Genomic DNA, 26,344 nt, shown 5'->3' on the forward strand with positions numbered 1-26,344 from the left:
CCACCTTTGTAGTAAATAACTAAACTTTTTTATCAAGTTTGTATGAAAAAATTATGGATCTTATTGCTGCTTATCACAGCAAGTATGACCACATTCGCAGATGAAGGAATGTGGTTCTTAATGCACTTGAAGCGACTTAATGAAGCTGATATGCAAAAGAAAGGATTGAAACTGACGGCTGAGGAAATCTACAGCATCAACAATTCAAGTTTAAAGGACGCAATCGTACAATTCAATGGTGGTTGTACTGCAGAAATCGTTTCTGACCAAGGCTTAGTATTCACAAATCACCACTGTGGATATGGTGCAATTGCAGAATTATCAACTCCTGAAAATGACCACTTAACAAATGGTTTCTGGGCAAAAACAAAATCTGAAGAACTAAAACCGAAGTCTTTGTTCGTTCGCTTCTTTGTTCGTATGGACGATGTTTCAAAAAGAATTTTGTCATTAGTAAATGATAAAATGTCTGAATCTGAACGTCAAAAAATCATTAATCAGGAAATCGCTAAAATCGAAAAAGAAAACAGCGAAAACGGTAAATACATCGTCAATGTAAAATCATTTTACAATGGCAATGAATATTACTATTTCGTTTATCAAGATTTTAACGATGTCCGTTTAGTAGGAACTCCTCCTAACAGCATAGGTAAATTTGGTGGTGATACAGACAACTGGGAATGGCCACGCCACACAGGAGACTTTTCTATCTTCCGTGTATACGGGGACAAGAATGGTAACCCAGCAGAATATGCGAAGGAAAATGTTCCTTTAAAACCAAAACACTTCTTACCGATCAGTTTAAAGGGTTTTAAAGAAGGTGATTTTGCTATGATATTGGGATACCCTGGCCGTACCAATCGTTGGATGCCTGCAGGAGGAATTGATCAAAATGTAAAGTTTGCTTACCCTGCTTGGGTAGAGGCATCAAAAACAGGAATGGATGCCATGAAAAAATACATGGACAAAGATCAAGCTGTTAAAATCAATTATGCTTCTAAATATTCTCAAGTAGCTAACTACTGGAAAAATCGCCAAGGAATGATCGACGCTTTAACGTTGCACAAAACTGCGGTGACAAAAGCTCAAGATGAGGCTAAATTTAACAAATGGGCTAATAAAAAAGAGAATAAAGCAGAATATGGTGATGTAATTGCTACGATTAATGCTTATTATGCTGCTACGAATGAAAAAGCGCGTCATGATAACTATTTAAGTGGTATGATCCGTTCAAGTACATTAGCCGCTTTACCGTTTTCAATCGGAAATGGATTGGATTTATATGTAAAGTCTAATGAGGCGAAACGTAAAGAGTTATTACCGAAGTTGCAAGGAGCAATTGCTTCCAGTTATGAGAAATTATACTTACCTCTAGAGGAAGATGTATTGATTGATGAATTGAACTTATATGCAAAAAAAGGTGGCAACATCGCTCCTTATGTTGCAGAACTAGCTGGTAAAAACAACAATGATCTAACATCATATATTCGTGAAGCTGTCAAAAATAGTATTTTTGCTTCCGAAGAAAGACTTAATAACTTTTTAGACAATCCGACAGCGTTAGCGTTGGATAACGATCCATTGTACAAATTATCGACAGCATTATTAAATAAATACCGTGAGTCTTCGCCTTCAGATAAAGAAGCAACGGATAAATTCGAGGCTGCACACCGTAAATATGTTGCTGGCGTATTAGCTTCTAATCCAAAAGGAAAATTCTATCCAGATGCAAACAGCACGTTACGTTTAACATATGGTTCTATTAAATCATTGCCTGCAGATAAACGTAATGATGCTGCACAAAACTTCTATACGACTTTGAAAGGCACTATTGCTAAGTACAAAAAAGGAGACGAAGAGTTTGATTTGCCTCAGAGATTGATTGATTTGCAAAACAATAAAGATTACGGTCGCTATGCAGATAAAGCTGGATACCTTCCGGTTAACTTCTTAAGTGACAACGATATAACTGGCGGAAATTCAGGTTCTCCTGTAATAAATGGAAATGGCGAACTAATTGGCTTGGCTTTTGATGGTAATATTGAAGCGATGGCAGGTGACGTTATTTTTGATCACAAATTGCAACGCACGATATCTGTAGATATTCGTTACGTTTTATTTGTAATTGACAAATTTGCTGGAGCTACCAATATCATTAGTGAATTAAAAATTGTAGAATAATCATATTTCACAATTTTTAACAGAAATTTTTCTGAAAAAATATTTTCTATTAAATTGGTTTTTGTATATTTATTGTGTTAATTAGAGTAATAAACAAGACCATAAAACTAAAATTATAATTATTAAAATGGAAAACTACGTAAAATTAAAAGAGTTAGTAGCATCAATCGAAGGAGATGCAGACAAATTTTTCAACAATGGTAACTCTGCTGCAGGTACTCGTGTACGCAAAGGATTACAAGACATTAAAACATTAGCACAAGAAATTCGTAATGAAGTTACTGCTAAGAAAAATGACGGTAAATAGTTTTTATTTATCTTAATCAAAATAAAAGGCGCTTTAAAAGCGCCTTTTATTTTGCTATTATTTTTTTATATTAATAAAGCCCTTAAATGTAATATTTAAGGGCTTTATTAATAATATACAGCTTTCTTACTCAATTACAAAGTAGCTAATTGCATAATATATTTTACGGTATCTTTGTTCAACCACTGCGAAATAGTGGATGTAAATTGATCAATCATTTGCTTACGGCTCATTGTTTTAGTCTTCTTATTTTCAAAAACCTTCTTATCCATTACAATAGTATTGCTCAATTCTACCTTCGTAGCAAAATAAGATACGTGTTGACTTGGTACCACGAGACCCAAAATCATACCCGGCAAGCCACTTATAGACTCAGGGCCTCCACTAACTGGAATTTCATTTGCATAGAAACCTATTACATAAGTTGAATCGGAAGTAAATCCATTTGCCCGTCGACATGTATAACCTGCTATATCGCGGTACTCATCAGTAATACGCCATTGAATTTTTTTAACGGAGTCCTGAATGATAATTTTATCACCCATCATATCATTAAAACGTTTATAATCCTTCGTTGCTAAATTTGATAAAGTCTGCGCATCAAAGTCCAGAGCAAACATCATAATTAGTTGCTTTGCTTTCATATCCAATTCCTGTCCAGCGACCGGTTGAAATAGTGTTTCATTTCCATTGAATTTAAGGGTCTTCTTTAAAACAACATTCTCTGGAATATTTGGAAGCATCTGTTCAAACTGAGTTCTGGAATTACCATCAGCTTTGGCAATAAACTGTTTATTAACGATGTTCTTCATATACATCGTTTTATCAAACGAGATGGTACCGACCTTAGAAAAAAGTGTATACTGTGCTTTAGCGAGCGTACTGCAACATAAGAGTATAAAAAGTATTCCGTAATTTAGTATTTTCATGTGTTTCATCTTATAAAAACATTTTTGTAAAATCCCATGATAGCTTTAACATATAGTAACGTCTGATCGTATCATATCTTCTTTGCGTAAATACAGAGCTTGAGGCCGATCTGCTAAAGCCTTTATTTTGATTCAGAACATCATTAACTGTAAAATCTAAAATCAAAGATTCATTTTTCAAGAATTTCTTACTAACTCCTGGATGAAGTAAAAATTGATCAAACTTCTGGTCAAACGCTTTCGTTGCTGCCTCGTAAGTATAATCGTAGTTGGTATATACCTTAAGTGTTTTTGTAAAAAAGTATTCTACACTTCCAGAGGAACCGAATACAAAACCATTACTGTTTGTATTTTGCTGTAAGTTAGACTCCATAACACGGTATTGTGGACTTAGATTAATATTAAAGTTTAGCCCGGTTTTTGTATCACGAGTCAACGTGTAAGTAAAATTATAATTGGTTGTATTTACTTTATTCAGTTCACCATTGAAGAAATTATAATTTTCCGATGTTGACAATGATAATTGTGGCGAGTTACTCAATCCCAATTTTTTATTCAACTTAAAGTAATAACCGGACCAAAAATTAGCAGACAGATTAGTTTTTCCTATTATATTATTCCATTCGTAGGTATTTATACCATTAGCAGTAGTGATGTTCTGTGAAATAGGATCTTTTACAACATTTACGTTCCCTCCTACATATGCATAACTTCCTGTCAATAACTTAAATGTATTATAACCTAAGTTTATATTATGACTAAAAGATGGTTTCAAATTCTCATTCCCAATATAGCGATTCAATTGATCTGAGTTATCAAGTATCGGCTGGATTTGATTTAAAGCAGGTAGTTGATTACGTCCATTGTAATTAAACCACAACTGCTTACTTTTAGTAAATGAATAACCACCACCTAATGACGGATTATAAGTGAAAAAGTTTCTGGAAAACTGTTCTTTCGTATCGTTATTCCGTTGCTCTAAATCATCATTATTGAAACTATTCGTAAAATTTAATCTTAACTTTTCCGTTGTATAACCGAATGCCAGTTTATAATTACTGCTTGTTCTATTGAAATCATAATCATTACTAAAACGTTTATCCAGTTGATCATAATTTCCTGAAGAGGATTCATTAAACGATTCCACCAAAGAAGAACTTTTATTACTTTCGACACCACCTCCAATCGACATATTTAAAACTTTAGACAATGGTTCTGTATAGGTTAAAGATGCTCGGTTATTTGTTACCCTCTGTTCTCTGTTTTTTCGCTGATCAGTAATAGAATCTTGTCCAACATCATATTTACGAACTTTTGAATATAGAGACCCTCCACCAGTAGTTTCATCTTTCCTTGTCTCTCCACTAAATGTCAATGATCTTCCTTTTTTCTTAAATTTATGAGTAAACAACGCACTTAAATTAAATGCTTTCACCTTGTTGTCCGCAACTTCTCTTGTATTTTCAGTTGTTACTGTATCCAATTTTTCGGAAAATTGATACGCTTCGCGCTTATTATCAGACCAAAGATTCTTTTGCGATGCTCCTCCACGAATTGTCAATGTATTTAAGGAGTCAAAGTTAAGATCGTATTTCAAATTTACACGATGCTGATCATTTTCCGTATCTACTGTCTTTACAGTACGGCTGTTGATAAGACCACTCATCAAAGTTTCATCTTGACCATCACTACTGATACGACCATATTTATAGTTTATATTGACGTTATGCTTGTTTTTATCAAATTTGTCTGAAAAGTTAATGCCTGAATTAATTGCTCTTGGGACACCAATTACACCTTGGCCAGAGAATGGGTCGGTAAAACTTGACCAGGACATCGATCCATCATCACCATAACTTACTCCGGAATCGCCCCCATATTTCTCTGCATCTTGCCAATTCATCGACGTAGTACCATTGTTACCAAATAGACCATAAGCTGATATTTTTTGCGAACCTTTAAACTTATTAACCATCAGTTGCCCCATGTAGTATTTATCTGTTCCACCACCTACTAGCGCTTTACCAAACATACCATTTTTGGCTCCATCTTTTAATTTAACATTAATCGTTTGCTCTCGTTGACCATCATCCACTCCTGTACGTTCCGCTTGTTCTGATTTCTTTTCGTAGACCTGCACTTTATCAACCATGTCTGAACGTATGTTACGTGTCACTAATGTCGGATCATCGCCAAAGAATTCTTCCCCGTCTACTAAAACCTTTTTCACAGTTTTACCTTGTGCAGTAATCTTTCCCGATGCATCAACCGTAATACCCGGCAATACTTTCAATAAATCTTCAACTTTAGCATTTTTTTCCACTTTAAAGCTACCTGCATCATATTCTGTAGTATCTCCTTTAATAGTGATCGGAATGCGTCCTGTTACGATAACTTCTTGTAAAAGTTGCGCTGTACTTGTCAAACCAACCTTTAATGCTGAATAATCTTGATTTGGTAAAATTTCGGTATAATAGTCTCCATATTTGGGATAACTTACAATAAGTACTGCCTCACTTTGTACGGGTGTATTTAACGAAAAATTACCATTTTCATCAGATCTGGTAAAATCTAAAAGAATAGAGTCTTTGGCACTCAAGAGCATGACCGTTGCATTTGACAACTTCTGCTGATCTTTGGCATCACTAATTTTACCTTGAATTTTACTCTGAGCAAAGCAAAAGCTCACAAGCATCGGTAATAGCAACAACAAATGGAAAATCGTTTTTCTTTTCATCTAAAAACTATAATTATCACTTTGGTTAATAAAACTGCACAAATATATTGCATAGTTACCCCTATTAGATAGGCTTTCAATAGAAATGTTACAACTTTTTATAACTTTTTTTTAAATCCTTTAATTATGCCTCTAAAACCATAATTACCAAGGTGAAATTATAATGTTTTACCTATTTTTGTTTTAAATACATTCATACTATGCAAACTATACAAGAATATGTTGAGGCGAACAAACAACGATTTTTAGATGAGTTGTTTGATTTATTACGTCTTCCGTCAGTAAGTGCTGATCCAAAATTTAAAGGTGATATCGAAAAAACGGCAGAATTTGTAGCACAAAAGTTAAAGGAAGCTGGCGCAGATAATGTAGAAATCTGTCAAACAGCGGGTAATCCGATTGTATATGGAGAAAAAATTATCGATCCTGCTTTACCGACGGTATTAACCTATGGACATTATGATGTGCAACCTGCTGATCCATACGAATTGTGGGATACTCCACCGTTTGAGCCAACAGTACGTGATGGTAAAATTTACGCGCGTGGTTCTGCAGATGATAAGGGACAATTCTATATGCATGTAAAAGCATTTGAATATATGATGAAAAATAATGCACTTGCGTGCAATATTAAATTCATGATCGAGGGAGAAGAAGAAGTTGGTTCTGCTAACCTTGGAACTTTTGTAAAAGAAAATAAGGAAAAATTAAAAGCTGACGTAATTGTTATTTCTGACACATCGATGATCAGTCTGGAAACTCCATCTTTAGAAACTGGATTAAGAGGATTATCTTATGTTGAAGTTGAAGTAACTGGTCCAAATAGAGATTTACACTCTGGTGTTTACGGGGGCGCAGTTGCAAACCCAGCTACAATCTTAGCAAAATTAATCGCATCTCTACATGATGAGAACAATCATATTGCCATTCCAGGATTTTACGATGATGTCGTCGAACTATCTCAGGAAGAACGCGATGAGCTCAATAAAGCGCCATTCGAAATCGAAGCATATAAAAAAGATTTAGGTGTTCAAGAGCTATGGGGAGAAGAAGGATATTCAACAATTGAACGTACAGGTACTCGCCCGACTTTAGAAGTGAACGGTATTTGGGGAGGTTATATTGGTGAAGGTGCAAAAACTGTACTTCCTTCGAAAGCATATGCCAAGATTTCGATGCGATTAGTTCCAAATCAAAATTCACAGCGTATTACAGACTTATTTAAAAAACATTTCGAAGCAATTGCTCCCAAAAATGTACAAGTCGAAGTTAAACCGCATCATGGTGGCGAACCGGTTGTAACTCCAACTGATAGTGTCGCTTACAAAGCTGCTGAGAAAGCTTTAACGGACACATTTGGGGTAAAACCTATCCCAACCCGCGGCGGAGGTTCAATTCCTATTGTAGCCTTATTTGAGGAAGTTTTAGGCTTAAAAACTGTCCTTCTTGGTTTCGGATTAAATAGTGACAACCTACATTCTCCGAACGAGAAATATGGTATTGAAAATTATCTTAAAGGTATTTCAACTATTCCTTTGTTTCATAAATATTATGCTGCATTAAGTAAATAAATACCTGCACAAAATACAGAAAGGGGTTCGCTAATTTGAACCCCTTTTTTATTATATTGCTCTCCTTACGAAAAGCTATCTTGTATAAAAATATTATTGAATGATTAAAATTCTGAAGAAACTGCATCGCTATTTTTATTTTGCCAGTGTTTTTATTGTGTTCTGTTGTCTTTTTCCCATCATATGGCTATATGCAAGAAATGCATCCAAAAACTATAATCAAATCGCGTATCTCAGGAGATGGATGAGTCTCATCGGTTCATATGGTGCCGGTATTTTTTACCGCGTAAAGTTTGAAGAAAAAATTGACTGGTCCAAACCTTATATCCTCTGTGCTAACCATACTTCCGTTCTAGACATCACGGCGATGACTTTTATATCCCAGAAAGCTATTAGTTTTATTGGAAAAGCAGAGTTATTGAAAAACCCCGTAACACGCATATTTTTTAAAACAATTGATATCCCTGTAGATCGTAAGAGCAGAATGGCTTCTTTCAGATCTTTTAAAAAGGCTAATGAAATGCTTAAGGAGGGAAAATCTCTTGCCATTTTTCCGGAGGGAAAAATTGATGAGCAGTATCCACCTACTATACATCCTTTTAAATCTGGTGCATTTCGTCTGGCAATTGAGAATAATATTCCAATAATCCCGATTGTCATTGAAAATGCCTGGGAAATTTTATGGGATGACGGTCATAAATTAGGATCGCATCCAGGCATCGTAAAAGTGCAAGTATTTGCTCCGATTAATACAGATAATTATGATGAACAAAATGCTGCTGACTTAGAAAATTACGTTTACAATAAAATGCTTTCACATTGGAAATTGCAGAATAAATTGTAATTTGAACACCAAATTTAAACAAGTTTGCTATGGCTTCCGCAACATTAATTGAAATTCAAGAGATCGCTCGACAATATACAATAGGAACAGAGACTATTCATGCGTTAAAATCTGTTTCTTTAAATATAAAGAAAGGTGAATTTGTAGCTTTAATGGGTCCATCTGGATCTGGAAAGTCAACATTAATGAATATTTTAGGTTGCTTAGACACTCCTAATTATGGTGATTATATTTTAAATGGCATCAATGTCAGTGATATGACAGATGATGAACTGGCTGAAGTTCGGAATAAGGAGATTGGATTTGTTTTTCAAACATTCAACCTTTTACCCAAAAGCACAGCATTGGAAAATGTTGCACTTCCATTAATTTATGCAGGGATTAAGCAAAGTGTACGGGAGGAAAAAGCAACACAGGCTTTAAATAGTGTCGGATTAGGAAATCGTGTTGATCATCGTCCGAATGAGTTATCAGGTGGTCAACGCCAACGTGTAGCAGTTGCCCGTGCATTGATAAACAATCCATCCATTATTCTTGCGGATGAACCTACAGGAAATCTTGACACAAAGACTTCTATCGAAATCATGGGGCTTTTAGAAGAAATCCATTCTAAGGGAAATACCATCATATTGGTAACTCACGAGGAAGATATTGCACAGCATGCACATCGAATCGTCCGCATGAGAGATGGACTTATAGAAGCTGATTATCCAAATACAGATATCAAATCCGTTTCTCCAAGACTATCAGCATTAGAAGAAAAAGGTGATGATTTTGAAAATATTTAGAAAGATGAGCACAACGCTAGTGTATTTTTTCAAACTGAATATCAATTACTTAAATTGATGATAAAAAAATAAATGACAAATAACTTGCTAAAGACAAATTAAATTATATTTTTGCGAAAATTGAAAACTTAATCTGTTTTTATTATGTATTGGACATTAGAGTTAGCTTCACATTTAGAAGATGCCCCTTGGCCGGCAACAAAAGATGAATTAATCGACTATGGTATTCGTTCTGGTGCTCCTGTTGAAGTAATCGAAAATTTACAAGATTTAGAAGACGACGGTGAGCCTTACGAGAATATAGAAGAAATTTGGCCAGATTATCCTACAAAGGATGATTTCTTCTTTAACGAAGACGAGTATTAATAAAAAATGCCTTACATTGAATTGTAAGGCATTTTTTATACGATTTAATCCTTTTCACTAAATAGCAGTCTTATCACTATATGATAACATATCTTAAAAGTGCATGTATACTTTTGGCATTTCTGATTCCCAATATCAATTTTGCACAGGAAAACAGAGTTCCTGATTCCAATTTGGTTATTGTGAAAAAATTTGTCACTGCTCTTAATGACCCCAATATTGCTACAGATGTGATCTTAAGTCAGCACATCATCATCAACAAAAAGCTTACGGATGAATATTTTGAATATCTCGAAGCAAGTCTAAACGAAGTCCGTCTCAATATACAGATGAAAGATATTAGTCAAATTCAGTATCTCAACTATCATCAGCTTCCTAAAAAGGAAACTAGGGATATCGACTTAGAAGGAAAAAATGCGTCGAACATTTACTTTCTTAAAATAAAAGACAGGCTGATTGTATCCCTTTATCTTGAAGCAGACAAAATTGCATCCTTTACTTTAGTCTCAAAAGGAAATAATTTAGCACATTTTGTCACATATTAAAATTATTCACTAAATCACTTGCTTTTTTTAAAATAATCAACCATATTTGCTATTACAATAAAGAAATGAATATAAACGTATTAAATAAGTCTTGGTGGTGGCATAACAGTTAAACTGTTGTGGCAAAGAACTATTGCTTAGATTTATCTATACATCAAAATAGTAGGCTTGCCTTTTTAGGTAAGCCTTTTTTTATTTTAATAATACCATGAAAAAAATATTAGCGCATTTATTTGAATATAAATCATTCAGCAGAAAAGAGGCTTATGATATCCTCATCAATATCACAGAGGGCAAATATGATAGCCATCAAATCGCTGCATTCATGACAGCTTACGGCATGCGAAGTATCCGTGTGGAAGAACTTGGTGGATTTAGAGATGCGATGTACGATCTATGTCTTCAGCTTGACTTCAGCGGTTATGATTTAATCGATTTATGTGGTACAGGTGGAGATGGAAAAAACACTTTCAACATTTCTACATTAGCATCTTTTGTTGTAGCTGGAGCAGGTTATCATGTCGCTAAACATGGTAATATCGGCGTCTCATCGGGCTGTGGTTCTTCCAATGTTATGGAATATTTGGGCTATCAATTTACAAACGATAAAGGCGAGCTAAACAGACAACTGGATGAGGCCAACATTTGCTTCTTACATGCCCCTTTATTTCATCCTGCGATGAAGACGGTAGCACCTATTCGAAAAGCGTTGGCCGTTAAAACATTCTTTAACATGCTAGGCCCTTTGACCAATCCTGCGAATCCAAAATTTCAATCCGTAGGTGTTTTTAGTCTAGAGCTTGCAAGATTGTATGGATACCTCTATCAAGATTCAGTAAAACAATATTCGATTATACATGCACTGGATGGATACGATGAGATATCACTTACAGGTGATTTCAAAGTTATAACCAATGCTGGAGAAAAATACTACAGTATTCCTGAACTTGGCTTTGATATTGTTGCACCAGCTTCTTTAGCTAGTGGGGAAACAATCAATGAAGCGGCAGACACATTTTTGAAAATTATAAGCAATGATGGCAATGACATTCAAAATAACGTAGTACTTACAAATGCCGCCTTTGCTATCAATACATTTGATCCGCAAAAAACATTTGCAGCTTGTTTGGCCGAAGCAGAAGAATCACTTAAAAGCGGAAGAGCATTCAATAGTTTCAAAAAACTTATAAATAAATAACATGAGCTTAAAAATTAAAGTTTGTGGCATGAAAGATCTGGATAATATGCTAGATCTCATTAAATTACCGATCGATTATATGGGTTTGATTTTCTATGAAAAATCAAAACGATATGTCAGTGCTTTGGATGCCCATTTTATAAAGGCAATCCCAGGAATAAAAAAAATAGGTGTTTTTGTAAATGCCAGCGAGCAGGAAATTCTACAAAAAATCAGTGATTACGGATTAGCCGGAATTCAGTTACATGGTCATGAGGATCCTGATTTTTGTCTTAGGTTAAAATCTAAAGATATTCTTGTCATCAAATCTTTTGGCATTGACGAAAACTTTGATTGGCAATCTCTCAACGCATACGAATCGGTTGCTGATTATTTTTTATTTGACACTAAGACTAGTAACCATGGTGGTTCGGGAATACACTTTGACTGGGATTTATTGAGGAACTACCCCTTAGAGAAACCCTATTTTTTAAGTGGTGGTTTAAGTGCTGAAAATATAAGAGAGGCAAGCCAGATTTCCGATCCTCGTTTATACGGTCTCGATTTAAATTCAAAATTTGAATTTAAGTCAGGAATAAAAAATGTAGAATTATTAGAACAGACATTGAAAAACATGAATTATGAGCAAGTACCAGGTTAATGAAAAAGGATATTATGGTCAATTTGGAGGTGCTTACATTCCAGAAATGCTATACCCTAATGTAGAAGAACTGCGTCAAAAATATTTAGATATTATTCAAGAACCCAGTTTTCAGGAAGAGTTTAATCAACTTCTAAGAGATTATGTGGGTAGACCATCACCTTTATACTATGCAGGCCGTCTATCCGAGAAATATGGGAGTAATATATATTTAAAAAGAGAAGATCTAAATCATACAGGTGCTCATAAAATAAACAATACAATTGGTCAAATCTTACTTGCACAGCGACTAGGAAAGAAAAGGATCATAGCTGAAACGGGAGCTGGGCAACACGGTGTTGCTACTGCTACTGTATGTGCACTAAAAGGATTAGAATGTGTGGTCTACATGGGCGCCATCGATATTGAGCGCCAAGCACCAAATGTTGCCAGAATGAAGATGATGGGAGCACAAGTAGTACCAGCACAATCGGGAAGCAAAACTTTAAAAGATGCTACTAACGAAGCTTTACGAGATTGGATAAACAATCCCGTTGACACACATTATATCATTGGTTCTGTAGTAGGGCCTCACCCCTATCCAGATATGGTTGCTCGTTTTCAGTCTATCATATCTGAAGAAACAAAAAAACAGCTCTTAGAAAAAACAGGCAAATCCAATCCTGACTATGCAATAGCATGTGTAGGTGGAGGATCGAATGCTGCAGGTATGTTTTATCACTTTGTAGATGAAGAATCAGTAAAGCTGATTGCTGTAGAAGCTGCTGGATTGGGTGTTGATTCTGGCGAGTCTGCCGCAACAACGGCACTTGGAAAAGAAGGTGTATTACATGGGAGCCGATCATTGCTGATGCAGACTCCAGATGGACAGGTTATAGAACCATACTCCATATCTGCGGGATTAGACTATCCTGGAATTGGTCCACAGCACGCCTGGTTATTTAAATCCGGACGCGGCAATTATGTGAGCGTGACGGATAAAGAGGCAATGGAAGCAGGATTGTTGCTCACAAGACTGGAAGGAATTATTCCTGCTATTGAAAGTGCTCATGCTTTAGCATACTTAGAAAAAATGGATTTAAAACCAGATGATACTGTGGTCATCTGTCTGTCAGGACGCGGAGATAAGGATCTGGACAATTACATGAAATATTTTGGCTTTTAAACGATGAGAAAAATAAAAAAAACAGGGGATCAAGGTCTCTTATCGATATATTATACTGCTGGTTACCCAACACTTGATAGCACAGTAACTATTGCCAAAAAGCTGGAGGAATCAGGTGCTGATTTTTTAGAAATCGGTTTCCCTTATTCAGATCCTGTTGCCGATGGCCCCACTATTCAACATAGCTCCGAGGTTGCTTTAAAGAATGGCATGACAGTAGAAATTCTTTTTGAACAATTGAAAGAGTTACGTAAGCATGTGACCATTCCCGTATTTTTAATGGGTTATGTAAACCCTTTATTACAATATGGTGTGGAACGCTTTTGTGCTGACTGCAAAAAGGTGGGTATTGACGGAATAATTGTACCGGACTTACCGATGTATGAATATGAAGAACTTTATAAAGATACATTTGAAAAGAATGACGTTGCCAATATTTTTATAGTGACCCCACAGACTTCAGAAGAACGTATTAGAAAGATTGATAAACTTTCCAATAGCTTTATCTACTTGCTCTCCTCTAATGCAACTACAGGGACAGAACTGAATGTAGGAGACACAACAACTGCTTACTTCCAGCGAATAAAAGATATGCAGCTTGAAAATCCAATTGCAATCGGATTTGGCATTTCAAATAAACAATCTTTTGAACAAGCTACATCGTTTGCCACAGGAGCTATTATAGGTACAGCATTTGTGAAACTACTAACGAAGGACAATTACTTAGATGAAATTCCTAATTTTATTAAATCAATAAAAGGTTAAAACAAAAAATAGTCCTTGCTCCATCAAGGACTATTTTTATAAACTTCTACTAACTGAACAAAAATTGTAGCAATAATATGACAACAAGAATGCTTAAGAGAGCAAGTTGTTTATTAGCTTTGTCGAAATGAAACAGTTGATCATACTTATCTTGATTTTTCACTATTCCCTTACGGCGACTAGTGCAACTGTGTACTTTCATTTTTGTCATGGAGAAACGCAATCCATCTCCCTCAATAAAGACGAGGCCTCACATGCAGAATGTGCATTATGCAAAAAAAATGATGCCTGCCATAAAACTCCTGTTTCGGAAGAGCATAAATCAACTGAAGATAATAAATGTAAAAATGTTTCTGTCGATTTAAAAAACGTCGACGACAATCATTTTTCATCGGATAGTGCAAAGGTTTATCCGGTTATCAGTCCAGCCATTCTGGTATTAAACTGGATTATTATAAATCAAAACTACTTTGAAAACATTGCCAATTCCAAATGTGTTTTCGCGTCAAATAAACCGATATCGGCAACTGATATTTCTCCTTATTTGATAAACTGTAACTTCAGAATCTGATTTTTAAATTTTTTAATAGGTCTTTTAAAGACAACCAAGGTCACACTTTAGCGATAAAAGCTGAAGTATACTACTATTTCAAAATTTTAAAAAAATCATGAAACAAATATTAAAATACGCACTTATACCCCTATTTATTTTTCTTGCAAATACTTCGCTGAAAGCCACTTCTTATATTGCTAAACAAGACAGTACGGTCACATTACATGTCGCTGGAAACTGCGGTATGTGTAAAAAACGTATTGAAAAAGCAGCCAATCTTCCGGGTGTGTCGAACGCCGTATGGAGTGAAGATACTCAGAAACTGTCCTTAACATATAGTGCTAAAAAATCAACATTAGAAACGATTAAAAAAAGCATTGCGGCTGTCGGACATGATGTTGAGAATGTACGAGGAAACGATAAAGCATATGCCGAATTACATGAATGCTGCTTATATCCTAGATTAGAAAAAGTTCAAGCTTCGCCATTAACAGTTAGTGCTACCACAAACAATAGTAGTGCTACAACAATCGTTTCTGTTGATAGCACAACCACTATGCATGTAGCAGGAAACTGTGCTTTATGTAAAAAAAGAATCGAAACTGCGGCAACTATTAATGGTGTTACATCAGCAATCTGGGATGTAAACACAAAAGAGCTGGTCGTAAAACATAATCATCAAAAAGCACCTTTAGAAGAAATAAAAAAGAGCATTGCTGCCGTTGGACACGATGTAGACAATGTACGTGCCGATGATCAAGTATATGAACAATTACATGAATGTTGTTTATATCCGAGAATGGAAAACGGTAAAATTACGGATGTAAAAGCAAAGAAAGATGATCATCATGATCACAACCACATTTTAACGGGCGTAGTTGTTGAAGAAAATGAAAAAGGAGACCTCAATCCAATCACAGGTGTTAATATCCATTGGTTAGAAGATAAAAGCAAAAATGCAAGAACAAATGAAAATGGTGTTTTCAAATTACAGCATCATGGAAATTTTAAGAAGATCGTTGTGAGTTTTGCAGGTATGCAATCGGATACGATTACTATAAAAGACTTGCATGAAGTATTGATGATAAACGCAAAAAGCAATGTCTTATCTGAGGTGGTAGTAACAGGAAGCAGAAGATCAAACTTCATCAATCGAATGAATCCTGCACGTGTAGAGGTATTAACAACTAAAGAACTATTTAAAGCTGCATGTTGTGATTTAAGTGAAAGTTTCGAAACAAATGCTTCTGTTGATGTCGTAAGTAATGATGCTGTAACAGGTTCTAAACAGATTCAAATGCTAGGATTAAGCGGTATATATACACAGCTTACTGTAGAGAACTTACCTGGCCCTAGAGGCTTAGCAGCCCCACTAGGTTTAAATTCGATATCTGGAAGCTGGATCGAATCTATTCAAATTGCAAAAGGCATTGGTTCTGTTGCAAATGGATATGAAAACATGGCTGGACAAATTAATGTTGAACTTAAAAAACCGCAAAATTCGGACAGACTTTATTTCAATGCCTATGCAAACAACATGGGAAGAACAGATGTAAACTTAAATTTAGCTCAAAAAATAAACAACAATTGGTCTACCGCTGTCCTGTTACATGATAATTTCATGTATAATAAAACAATGAATTTCAGCGATAACGGTTTTCGTGATATCCCTGTTGGAAACCTCTTTTCCGGAGTAAACCGTTGGAACTACGAAAACGGAAAAGGCTTCATGGCACAGTTTGGAATTAAATATTTAAATGATGACCGTACAGGTGGTCAAACAGATTTTAACAAAAAAACAGATAAAGGAACTACCAATAGATATGGTCTAGGTTTTGATATTGAAAGAATCGAAGGTTTTGCTAAAATCGGCTATGTATTTCCAGAAAACAGACACCGCAGTATAGGTCTACAACTTGCAGGTTCAAACTATAATCAAAAAAGTTATTTTGGTCTAAAAAATTATAATGGTGAACAACAGAATGGATATGCCAATTTGATATTTCAAGATGTTCTCGGAACTGTAGCTCACAAATACCGTGTGGGAGCTTCGGTAAATTATGATAACTATGATGAGTTATATCTGGATGTTCAGAATTTTAAGAGAAAAGAAACTGTTTCCGGTGCTTTTGTAGAATATACTTTCAGTCCAAATGAAAAATTTGATGCCGTCGTAGGTTTAAGACAAGATTATAACTCATTGTACGGTTGGTTTACTACACCTCGTTTAAATTTACGTTATGCACCTTTTACAGGTAATACAATGCGTTTAAGTGCTGGTAGAGGGCAAAGAACGGCTAACATTATTGCCGAAAATATGTCTGCACTAGCAAGTAGCCGTACATTAATTATCAAATCTCCAGACAATTTTAAAAATGCTTACGGATTAGATCCTGAAGTTTCTTGGAATACTGGCTTTACAATTGATCAAAGTTTCAGATTGTTCAACAGAGAGGCAACTGCATCGGTTGAGTTATTTAGAAACAGTTTTGAAAATCAGGTCGTAGTTGACTATGAAAACCCTAGAGAAATATCTTTTTATAACTTAACAGGTAAATCATATTCAAATAGTCTTCAGGCAGAATTACGTTTCAATCCTCTTCCTCGTTTAGAAACAAGACTTGCATATCGTTTACTCGATGTTCAAACTGACTTTGAAAGTGGTAGAAAAAGTAAACCGCTATTGGCTAAGCACAGAGGTTTTACTAATCTAGCTTATACATTACCTTCATCAGGATGGAGCTTTGACTATACCTTAAATATTGTAGGAGATAAAAGAATACCTTCAACAATAGAAAACCCAGTTGCATATCAGGTAGCAACAAAATCAAATGCTTATGTAACGATGAATGCGCAGGTAAGTAAAGATTTTGGGAAAAATAAAAACTTCACAATTTATGTTGGTGGTGAAAACTTAACAAATTATTTCCAACATAATCCAATTTTAGGAGCAGATGATCCATTTGGATCTTACTTTGACACGTCTCTATTATGGGGACCATTAACGGGAAGAATGTTCTACACCGGTGTAAGATTTCATATCAACTAAAATAAAAAGGGAACCAAGTTAGCGGTTCCCTTTTTTATTTTAGTTTCTTTAGTTCCTGATAGAGTCGAGCTGTTGGCAATCCTACCACATTTGTATATTCTCCCTTGATACTTTTGATCCCGATACGACCTATCCACTCTTGTATTCCATAAGAGCCCGCTTTATCAAATGGCTCATATTTTTCAATATAAAAATTAATTTCATCATCACTAAGCGGATAAAATTCTACTTCAGTGGATTCCGAAAAAGTAATTAATTTTTCATCTTCCAGAATACAAACTGCAGTAATTACTTCGTGGATATCACCAGATAACATCTTTAACACGTGAAAAGCTTCCGCTTTACTTTTGGGTTTTCCTAATATTTTTTGATCAGAGGTAACAACAATAGTATCTGCAGTAATGATTACAGCCCCTTCAAAATCATTAAGAAAAGCCTCAGCTTTTTTTGTCGCAATGGCCTTCACTACCGCTATAGGTTTTAGAAGTTCATCGACAACTTCATCCGTCTCGCGGACCACCACTTCAAACTTCAAACCCAATTCACTTAACAATTGGCTTCTTCGCGGCGATTGAGAGCCCAGTATTATTTGTCTATTCTCTAAATTTATCATTACTTATATACTTTTGACTGTTGTATCCATTTGCCATTTACCCTGAATTTTTAATACTTTTTCCATGACATCTCGTACAGCCCCATCACCACCAATTTTTGGAGAAATATAATGGCAAATTCCTTTAATTTCCTCAATAGCATCAGCAGGACATGTGGCTAGACCAGCCAGTTTCATACAGTCAAAGTCTGGCATATCATCTCCCATATAAAGGATATCTTCAAAATTCAGGCTCAGTGAAGCCAGGACTTCATTCAGCTTTCCAATCTTATCGGAGATTCCTGAATGAATTTCTTGAACACCTAACCCCTTTAGTCTTTTAACAACACCAGTAGAATTTCCACCTGTAATAATGATGATTGGATAACCCCGCTTAACAGCTAACTGCATGATATAACCATCCTTAATATTAAAAGTGCGCAACTGTTCACCAGCCTCATTGACCAGCACACGCCCATCAGTCAACACACCATCCACGTCCAATACAAAAGCTTTCACTTTTTTAAGATTATCAAAAATCATAGCTGTTTTCTTTCAAAAATAAGTAATATATAATTCGAAATACAATACAAAATAATACAAAATTTACAGCTATTAAGACAACTTATTATTACAAATAGACAAAAAATCATATTAATGTCACAACACATATTGTGGAGACAACTTTAATTCAAAAACATTTGGAATAAATAGGTTTTTTGATGTATCTTTGTAGGAGATAATTAAGGTTATCTATTGCAGGGGAATAATGATGAATGACATCAAGAAATATTTGAAATGACATTCACATAACATAATATCAAATGTTTATCATTAATTTTGCTGTATCAAATCACTACTTAAAAACAGTGATTATTAAAAATGTCTTTTCATAATTTAGGTTTATAATTGGTTAGTAACAAACCCTGGTGCCCATCACCAGGGTTTTGTTTTTTAAACAACTAGCAAGACAAAAAAATAGCTGCAAATAAACTATTTACAGCTATAATTCCTTAAAAAAACGTTATTATCTTGGAAGTGATTTGAAATCAATATTAGGCTTCACTCCTGTTGCTTTTCTAATAAATTTACTACCAAACGGAACATACTTATTAAAGAACCCAAAATTCTTTAAATAAAACCCTTTCTCATTTACGCCACCAGCATAGTCCATACGGTAACCTTTACGGCCAGTATTATCAATGGTAAATCTACCTTCAGTACATTCATACCAGTCTCCTTTGTCATCGGCTACCCATTGATTTGAAAACTGTACCTCCCGTTGATAAATACCTTGATCAGGGTTAAAATTTTCTAGGAAAGAATGAAAGCCTGTTAAATATTGATTCGTCTGAGGACGTTCAAATTCGGCTATAATTTGCCATTTACCTATTTCAGGCGCATAAAACCAAGCAGTATAAGCAGTATAATTATTTGCAATAGGTCTACCTCGCAATAAGAATTTATAAGTACTTCCGGCTTTCCAATTAAATTTCAAATAGCTTTGTCCACCAGAGCCTTCGTTTCCGAATTCGCCGGTATGAACAGTTTGACCTTTTGTTTTCAAAATTATCTTATGGTCATCAGGAATTTCTTTAGGATCATCTGTTGTAAAAGGACTCCATACGGAGAATAAGACACGACGTTCTGTACTGCTATTTACCTGCATACCAAAATATCCTACATTAAAACCATTGGACATAAAATAAGATCCTTCCACATCACTACCCTTTGGAACAGTAACTTCGTTATAATAATATTCTATATTCTTATCTTTCGGTTGCTGATATCCCATGTGGGTCGACGGCCCTCTTCTACCCCAGTAGAAGAAATTATCTTCATTATCTTTAACATAGTTCATCTGACCATCGGAAGCTGTTCCTTTCAAAACGTAACCACCTATTGTCGGATACAATGAAGCTATAGTTTTTGCTTTTAATTCAATTGCGTGATATCCGGTATCCGCAATACTAAAATCAGCAACATTGATCAGTCCTTTTTGATTCGGTTCTATTGTTACATCAACGCTTTTACCAGCGAATGTAAAAGTGAATTTCCCACCAGCATTGGCTTCAAGTACCTGAACGGAAAGATTTACCTGACCCGTTTTACCAAAGCGAACAAATGTTTTTACTGTCCGTTTATTGTCTTTCCAATTTTCAATCTTTCCATTCTTTACAATAGATTCTCTATGATTGCTATTCGGATACTCCCAACTATTACCTCCAATAGGGACAAAATTCTCTTTTCCCGATGTCAAAGACTGTGCGTAAGCTAGCGTCAGATTCAAAGAAAGGAAGAGAAATAATAACTTTTTTATTGATTTCATGTTTATAATAATTAATTATAGCACTAAATATAATGATAGGAATAGGAATATAGAACAGTCCAAAATATTTAAAAAAAAACAACCGATTGCATTTTAACTGCAATCGGTTGTTGATTCGTATAAAAAATCTGTTACATCAGCTTTTAATCTTTCTGCTGTCCTCTGGTATCATGTCCAGGTTTGGAAATAGAAGTTCGCATGTCTGTATCTGCCTGTATATTTTGCATCTTATAATAATCCATTACACCCAAATTTCCATTTCTAAAAGCTTCCGCCATAGCTAATGGCAACTGTGCTTCGGCCTCAATAACTTTCGCTCTTGCTTCCTGTGCCTTGGCACGCATCTCTTGTTCACTTGCAACAGCCATTGCTCTCCGCTCTTCTGCTCTTGCATTAGCAACTTTCAAATCAGCTTCAGCTTGATCTGTCTGCAATTTTGCTCCTACGTTTTCACCGATATCTATATCTGCAATATCAATAGATAATATTTCAAATGCCGTACCGCTATCAAGTCCTTTTGAAAGAACAGTTTTAGAGATTCGATCTGGATTTTCTAAGACCTGCTTATGACTTTCCGACGAGCCTATCGTTGTTACGATACCTTCACCGACGCGCGCTAAGATAGTTTCTTCGCCGGCACCACCAACTAATTGATTGATATTGGCGCGAACAGTTACTCTTGCTTTCGCTATTAATTGAATTCCATCTTTAGCAACAGCTGCCACTGGAGGTGTATTAATAACTTGAGGATTTACTGATAACTGCACAGCATCAAATACATCACGACCAGCCAAATCAATAGCTGTAGCGAGCTTGAAACTCAAAGGAATATTTGCCTTATCGGCGGATATTAAAGCTTTAATTACTCTATTAACATTTCCCCCCGCCAAATAATGGGTTTCAATTTCATTAGATGTGATGTTTAGTCCTGCTTTTGTTGAGATTATCATTGCGTTAGTGACCAAAGAAGGTGGTACTTTACGTAATCGCATCAAAACCAAGTTCAATAAACTAATTTTAACATTAGAAAGCTGTGCGGTAAACCAAAGATTTACAGGTAATAAATAAAGCAATAGAAACAAGGCTACAATACAGCCTATAATCATTAAAGCGAAAGAAAAATTTGGATCCATTTGATTAGATTAATTAAATAGTAATTGTCTTAAAGATATCAAATAATGATCAAACATGAGCCAAAACAATTTAAAAAGAGTAAATAAAGTAAAATCCAACCAAACTCAACTTCCAAATATTAACCTCAAAAACTACGAGTACTTCCTCATTTTTTTACTACTTTTACTTAGAACTAGCATTGATTTCTAATTTGCCACTTTTCCCTTAAAAATTATTGAAACACGCTAAAGAACAGCTTTCTTTGACGCATTTGAATGATAAAAAAGGAATCAAAAGAAATCAGAAAATTATTATGCTATTACTCTAATGTCAATTAGCGTATTATTTTAACGTGTTATCAAAAAATATTACTCTTATATCAAGATGAAAAAGCTACGTTTTCAACAACAACTCATCATTGGAATTATATTTTCATTTCTAATCATACTTTCGGCATCGTTATTATTTTTCATCCAATTGGATAAAAGTACGGCTCATGAACAAGACCTTATACAAAAAGCAGAAGCAAAGTTTGATCTTATCGATAATATCAAGAATAGTGTTGCCCGAGTAAATGATGCAAAACTTAAGTTTTATACAGAAAAAAATGCAAGTGTATTTGCACCCTTTGCTGGTGAAATAACTGTGGTCCTTGAAACTATAAAAAACTTAAGCAAAAAGGACAGCTACTATACATTTGATGCTAACAAGCTAAATAATTTAAAAAATACCATTTTAGATTTCTATGACTTCGAGCGAGCCATCTCGTTAAGTAAGGAAAACAAATTTAAAGCGCTAAATGTAAACAATAAACGAGCTGATATTCAAAATCAGATTTCTATAATCTCCAAAGACTTAATCGATAAAAGAAAAGAATTAATTAAAAAATCAACAGATAGATTAGAAAATATCAGGTATTTAACTTACTTTTTAGTTTTTGTGGGTCTAGCAATCATGATCTATATATTCATCATTGTTCTTAATGTTTTTAAAACATTAAAAAAGAGTATAATTGATGAAAAGAAGTCCAATACAGCCCTTTTAAAATTAACCTCTAAAGTTGAACAAGACAACTCCATTTTAAATAACATCAACACTTTAGACCACAACCTTCGAGGCGATTTTAATGAAAAACAAATTGCAACGATAGGACTCGATAATATCTGTAAAACGACTTCCTCTCTTGCTGGTACAGTATATGTCAAAAAAGAAAATAGCACCCTTTTTTCCCTATTAGCAAATAAAGGAATCCCATTAGATGTCCCTATTAAAACTTTTATTTCAGAAGGAGATGGGATACTCAGTGATGTGATTAATAATCAAAAATTAACGATCATTCGCGATGTAAATGCAAACAAATATCAGATTGCGTCTTCGTTAATTGATCAATTTGAAACTAATCTCTATCTTATTCCGATCGTATATGAAGAAGAATCTATTGGTATAATTGAATTAGTATGTCCAAAAGACAAAAAGAATGAAAATGAAAATATTGAATATTTACACCGCGTTAGCAAAATATTAGCTGTTAGTTTGAAAGTTGCGCAGGCGCATTCAAAGATGGCGGAACTCTATGAAGAATTACAGCAACAAACGGAAGAATTAGAAGCCCAACAAGAGGAACTGAGAACAACGAATGAGGAATTAAGTTATAAAACGAATTTGCTAGAAGCATCCGAAGAGGAATTGAGAGTACAGCAAGAGGAGCTCGTACAAACCAATAATGAACTGGATGAAAAAGCTAAATTACTACAGGAGCAGAATAATGAATTAGAAAAAGCAAAAGATAACATTGCTTTAAAAATCAAAGAGGTCGAGTCAGCCTCAAATTACAAATCAGAATTCATGGCAAACATGAGCCATGAATTGCGTACGCCTTTAAATAGTATTTTAATATTAGCAAAATTATTACAAGATAATAAACTAGACAATCTAACTAGTGAACAAATCAAATATGCCAGTGTGATCCATAATGCAGGAACTGATTTACTTCATTTAATCAATGACTTACTTGATCTTGCTAAGATAGAATCGGGCAAAGTGGAACTGGCACAAGAGAACATTGACAACAAAGATCTCATCGATTATATCTTAAATTTCTTCAAGAATACTGCGGAAGACAAAGGAATAAATTTCAAGATAGCTCTTTCTCCCGATGTGCCTACTCATTTTTATTCGGATGAATATCGGATCCAGCAGATCTTGAAAAACTTACTATCAAATGCTTTCAAATTCACCAATCCTAATGGAAATGTAACACTTCATATTGATATAAATAAGGGTGATGAACTTACTTTTAAAGTTATCGATTCTGGAATTGGCATTGCTGCTGATAAACAAAAACTCATATTCGAAGCTTTTAGACAAGAAGATGGTTCTACAAGCCGCAAATATGGTGGAACTGGTTTAGGATTATCAATATGTAGAGAAACTGCAAAATTACTAGGTGGTCGAATCACATTATCGAGTGAAATCGGAGTAGGAAGCACCTTTATCTTTACATTGCCACTACGTACTGCACCTGGTACCATTCAAACACTTAAATCTAATGAGGAACATACGGAAAAAATAATCCCGTCCACTGAAACCGATGATTCAATACTGTTACCAGAAAATAAAGATATAATTCGAAATCCGGATGACCTGAATACCTTGTTGATCATTGAAGATGATTTGATTTTTGCAGAAATACTAAAGGATTATGCCGAAGCATATCATTACCGTGTCATACTTGCCCATGACGGAGAAGAAGGATTAGAAAAGGCAATGGCACTAAGACCAAAGGCGATTATTTTGGATATTATGCTTCCTAAAATTGATGGCTGGAATGTACTCAAAGTTTTAAAAGCAAATCGGGAGACCTCCTCAATACCTGTACATATGATGTCTGCGGGCACCTATTTGGACAATGAACCAATCAATGCTGGAGCAATTGGATTTATGGCTAAGCCCGTTTCTGAAAAAACTCTTCAAAACACGTTTGAAAAAATTCAATCCATGCTTTCAAATGTTATGAAAAGAGTTTTACTTATTGAAGACCAAAAAGTACAAAGCGATTTTATTAAGCACGGGCTAAAAGATGAAAAACTAACCGTAGATCAAGCCTATGATGCCAATAAAGCTCTTGAATTATTGAAGAATAAAGCGAATAATTACGATTGTATTATTTTAGATTTAAATCTTCCAGATAAATCAGGGTTAGAATTACTAGACGAAATAAAATCCTTAGAGACATACAATGAAACTCCTATCATCATCAACACGGCGATGGAATTGACCTCTGAACAGACTACTAGAATTTTAAAACACTCACAAGCTATGGTTTTAAAATCTGCCAAGTCAAACGACAGATTAGTAGACGAAGTACGCCTTTTCCTGAATAAAATTGACCAGAAAACAGAAAATAAATCGAGGATAATTGATAAAGCAAATGATTTTCAACTTGAAAAAACATTAGAAAACAAAACAATTTTATTAGCAGATGATGATATGCGAAATATCTTTGCGTTAACAAGTGCATTTGAAAGTTTAAATATTCATGTTGAAATTGCCAATAATGGTCAGGAAGCGCTTGATATTCTCAATTTAGAAAATAACATTGATCTGGTATTAATGGATATTATGATGCCCGTTATGGATGGATATGAAGCCATTGCCAATATCCGTAAAAATAAAAAGTATCAGGAGTTACCCATCATTGCCATAACAGCAAAAGCGATGAAAGGTGATAAAGAAAAAGCTATCGAAGCGGGTGCCAATGACTATGTCAGTAAGCCTATTGATATTGACAAATTAATTTCATTGATCCGTGTTTGGGTTAGTTAAATAGAATTAGATATGTTAGACTATTCCGAATTAGACGACGTTATAGAAATCATAAAAAATTTCCATGGATTAGATATCTCTGGATATTCAAAAGCATCTTTAAAAAGACGAGTTACCCGCATCATGGATATTAATAAACTGGATGTCGTTGGTCTTAAATCAAATCTGATCAATCAGGAAGGTTTTATACATTATTTCATCCCAGAAATGACGGTAAATGTTACAGAGATGTTTCGGGACCCCGACTTTTATTCATCTGTAACCACAAAACTGTTCCCCTATCTGGAAACTTATCCACATATAAAAATATGGAGTGCTGGCTGTTCTACAGGCGAAGAAGTTTATTCCCTAGCTATCTTACTAAAAGAAGCTAATTTACTCAACAGATCGTTTATATATGGTACTGATATTAATTCGCAGGTTATAGAAAAAGCAAAAAAAGGTATTTACACCTTAACAAAGCTTAAGGAGTATTCCGAAAATTATATTAAAACAAAAACTGAACATTCTTTATCCGAGTATTATACCGCGATGTATGATGCGGCCACCATTCAGAATGATCTAAAAAAAAATATACTATTTTCTATTCACAATTTAATTTCTGATGGTGTTTTTAATGAATTTCAATTAATTACATGTAGAAATGTATTAATCTACTTTGATCTTAAATTACAAGAAAAAGTTCTTGATCTTTTTTATGATTCTTTGTGCAAATTAGGATTTCTATGCTTAGGATCAAAAGAATCCCTAATCAACTATAAGCACGCAAACCGATTCAAGTTAATTGATAAAAAAAACAATATCTATCAAAAAATAGCGTAAGAAATATCATATGGAATAAGCTATT

The 26,344-nt window shown here is 34.7% G+C and carries 21 protein-coding genes; 15 read left to right on the top strand and 6 right to left on the bottom strand.

What is annotated here, in order from left to right:
• Positions 1-42: 42 nt before the first annotated feature.
• Together WH188_RS18285 and WH188_RS18290 are read left to right on the top strand one after the other, a co-directional pair.
• Complete coding sequence (locus WH188_RS18285) at positions 43-2,181, top strand: S46 family peptidase (RefSeq protein ID WP_168128230.1); 2,139 nt, start codon at positions 43-45, stop codon at positions 2,179-2,181.
• A gap of 127 nt (positions 2,182-2,308) precedes the next feature.
• The gene (locus WH188_RS18290; protein WP_021188827.1) at positions 2,309-2,488 is read left to right on the top strand and encodes a hypothetical protein; all 180 of its coding nucleotides are present in this window, start codon (positions 2,309-2,311) and stop codon (positions 2,486-2,488) included.
• Positions 2,489-2,622: 134 nt separating this feature from the next.
• Here the strand turns inward: WH188_RS18290 and WH188_RS18295 are convergent, their stop codons facing one another.
• Both WH188_RS18295 and WH188_RS18300 read right to left on the bottom strand, forming a co-directional pair.
• Entirely contained in the window at positions 2,623-3,417 is a 795-nt protein-coding gene (locus WH188_RS18295) for a GLPGLI family protein (RefSeq protein WP_031287608.1), read from the bottom strand.
• Positions 3,418-3,427: 10 nt separating this feature from the next.
• A complete protein-coding gene (locus WH188_RS18300) occupies positions 3,428-6,154 on the bottom strand; it encodes an outer membrane beta-barrel protein (RefSeq protein ID WP_168128231.1) in 2,727 nt (908 codons plus the stop codon).
• 200 nt (positions 6,155-6,354) lie between these two features.
• Between WH188_RS18300 and WH188_RS18305 the strand changes: the two genes are divergently transcribed.
• From WH188_RS18305 to WH188_RS18355, 11 genes are all read left to right on the top strand, one after another.
• Complete coding sequence (locus tag WH188_RS18305; protein WP_132843738.1) at positions 6,355-7,725, top strand: dipeptidase; 1,371 nt, start codon at positions 6,355-6,357, stop codon at positions 7,723-7,725.
• A gap of 100 nt (positions 7,726-7,825) precedes the next feature.
• Complete coding sequence (locus WH188_RS18310) at positions 7,826-8,569, top strand: lysophospholipid acyltransferase family protein (protein WP_168128232.1); 744 nt, start codon at positions 7,826-7,828, stop codon at positions 8,567-8,569.
• A 29-nt stretch (positions 8,570-8,598) separates the two neighbouring features.
• Entirely contained in the window at positions 8,599-9,357 is a 759-nt protein-coding gene (locus WH188_RS18315; RefSeq protein ID WP_021188823.1) for an ABC transporter ATP-binding protein, read from the top strand.
• 144 nt (positions 9,358-9,501) lie between these two features.
• The gene (locus tag WH188_RS18320; RefSeq protein WP_021188822.1) at positions 9,502-9,723 is read left to right on the top strand and encodes a DUF2795 domain-containing protein; all 222 of its coding nucleotides are present in this window, start codon (positions 9,502-9,504) and stop codon (positions 9,721-9,723) included.
• An 80-nt stretch (positions 9,724-9,803) separates the two neighbouring features.
• Positions 9,804-10,268: a hypothetical protein gene (locus WH188_RS18325; RefSeq protein ID WP_168128233.1), complete on the top strand. Its 465-nt coding sequence runs from the start codon at positions 9,804-9,806 to the stop codon at positions 10,266-10,268.
• Between the two features lie 208 nt (positions 10,269-10,476).
• Positions 10,477-11,466, top strand: coding sequence for an anthranilate phosphoribosyltransferase (gene trpD, locus WH188_RS18330; protein ID WP_168128234.1), 990 nt, complete (start codon positions 10,477-10,479; stop codon positions 11,464-11,466).
• 1 nt (position 11,467) lies between these two features.
• Positions 11,468-12,106, top strand: a complete 639-nt coding sequence (locus WH188_RS18335; protein ID WP_132843743.1) for a phosphoribosylanthranilate isomerase — start codon at positions 11,468-11,470, stop codon at positions 12,104-12,106.
• Positions 12,087-13,271, top strand: coding sequence for a tryptophan synthase subunit beta (trpB, locus tag WH188_RS18340; RefSeq protein WP_021188818.1), 1,185 nt, complete (start codon positions 12,087-12,089; stop codon positions 13,269-13,271). The genes WH188_RS18335 and trpB overlap by 20 nt, the downstream gene beginning before the upstream one ends.
• Before the next feature lie 3 nt (positions 13,272-13,274).
• Positions 13,275-14,036, top strand: a complete 762-nt coding sequence (gene trpA / locus WH188_RS18345) for a tryptophan synthase subunit alpha (protein ID WP_168128235.1) — start codon at positions 13,275-13,277, stop codon at positions 14,034-14,036.
• Positions 14,037-14,163: 127 nt separating this feature from the next.
• A complete protein-coding gene (locus tag WH188_RS18350) occupies positions 14,164-14,607 on the top strand; it encodes a hypothetical protein (protein WP_021188816.1) in 444 nt (147 codons plus the stop codon).
• A gap of 97 nt (positions 14,608-14,704) precedes the next feature.
• Positions 14,705-17,638, top strand: coding sequence for a TonB-dependent receptor domain-containing protein (locus tag WH188_RS18355; protein ID WP_339424453.1), 2,934 nt, complete (start codon positions 14,705-14,707; stop codon positions 17,636-17,638).
• A 34-nt stretch (positions 17,639-17,672) separates the two neighbouring features.
• On the opposite strand, the gene WH188_RS18360 is transcribed toward WH188_RS18355, so the two are convergent.
• The 4 genes from WH188_RS18360 to floA all read right to left on the bottom strand — a co-directional run bounded on the left by WH188_RS18360 (position 17,673) and on the right by floA (position 21,692).
• Positions 17,673-18,251 carry a Maf family nucleotide pyrophosphatase gene (locus WH188_RS18360; RefSeq protein ID WP_183915987.1) on the bottom strand — a complete coding sequence of 193 codons (579 nt, stop codon included), beginning with the start codon at positions 18,249-18,251 and terminating at the stop codon, positions 17,673-17,675.
• Between the two features lie 3 nt (positions 18,252-18,254).
• Positions 18,255-18,773, bottom strand: coding sequence for a KdsC family phosphatase (locus tag WH188_RS18365; RefSeq protein WP_206368672.1), 519 nt, complete (start codon positions 18,771-18,773; stop codon positions 18,255-18,257).
• A 484-nt stretch (positions 18,774-19,257) separates the two neighbouring features.
• On the bottom strand, positions 19,258-20,559 hold the full coding sequence (locus tag WH188_RS18370; protein ID WP_168128237.1) for a DUF3472 domain-containing protein: 1,302 nt from the start codon (positions 20,557-20,559) through the stop codon (positions 19,258-19,260).
• Between the two features lie 143 nt (positions 20,560-20,702).
• Complete coding sequence (gene floA / locus WH188_RS18375; protein ID WP_021188810.1) at positions 20,703-21,692, bottom strand: flotillin-like protein FloA; 990 nt, start codon at positions 21,690-21,692, stop codon at positions 20,703-20,705.
• A gap of 364 nt (positions 21,693-22,056) precedes the next feature.
• Between floA and WH188_RS18380 the strand changes: the two genes are divergently transcribed.
• Positions 22,057-25,497, top strand: a complete 3,441-nt coding sequence (locus WH188_RS18380) for a hybrid sensor histidine kinase/response regulator (RefSeq protein ID WP_168128238.1) — start codon at positions 22,057-22,059, stop codon at positions 25,495-25,497.
• Positions 25,498-25,509: 12 nt separating this feature from the next.
• The gene (locus WH188_RS18385; protein ID WP_132772339.1) at positions 25,510-26,319 is read left to right on the top strand and encodes a CheR family methyltransferase; all 810 of its coding nucleotides are present in this window, start codon (positions 25,510-25,512) and stop codon (positions 26,317-26,319) included.
• Positions 26,320-26,344 lie beyond the last annotated feature (25 nt).

Origin of the sequence: Sphingobacterium sp. MYb388, assembly GCF_037479535.1 — a bacterium.
Classification (GTDB): domain Bacteria; phylum Bacteroidota; class Bacteroidia; order Sphingobacteriales; family Sphingobacteriaceae; genus Sphingobacterium; species Sphingobacterium anhuiense.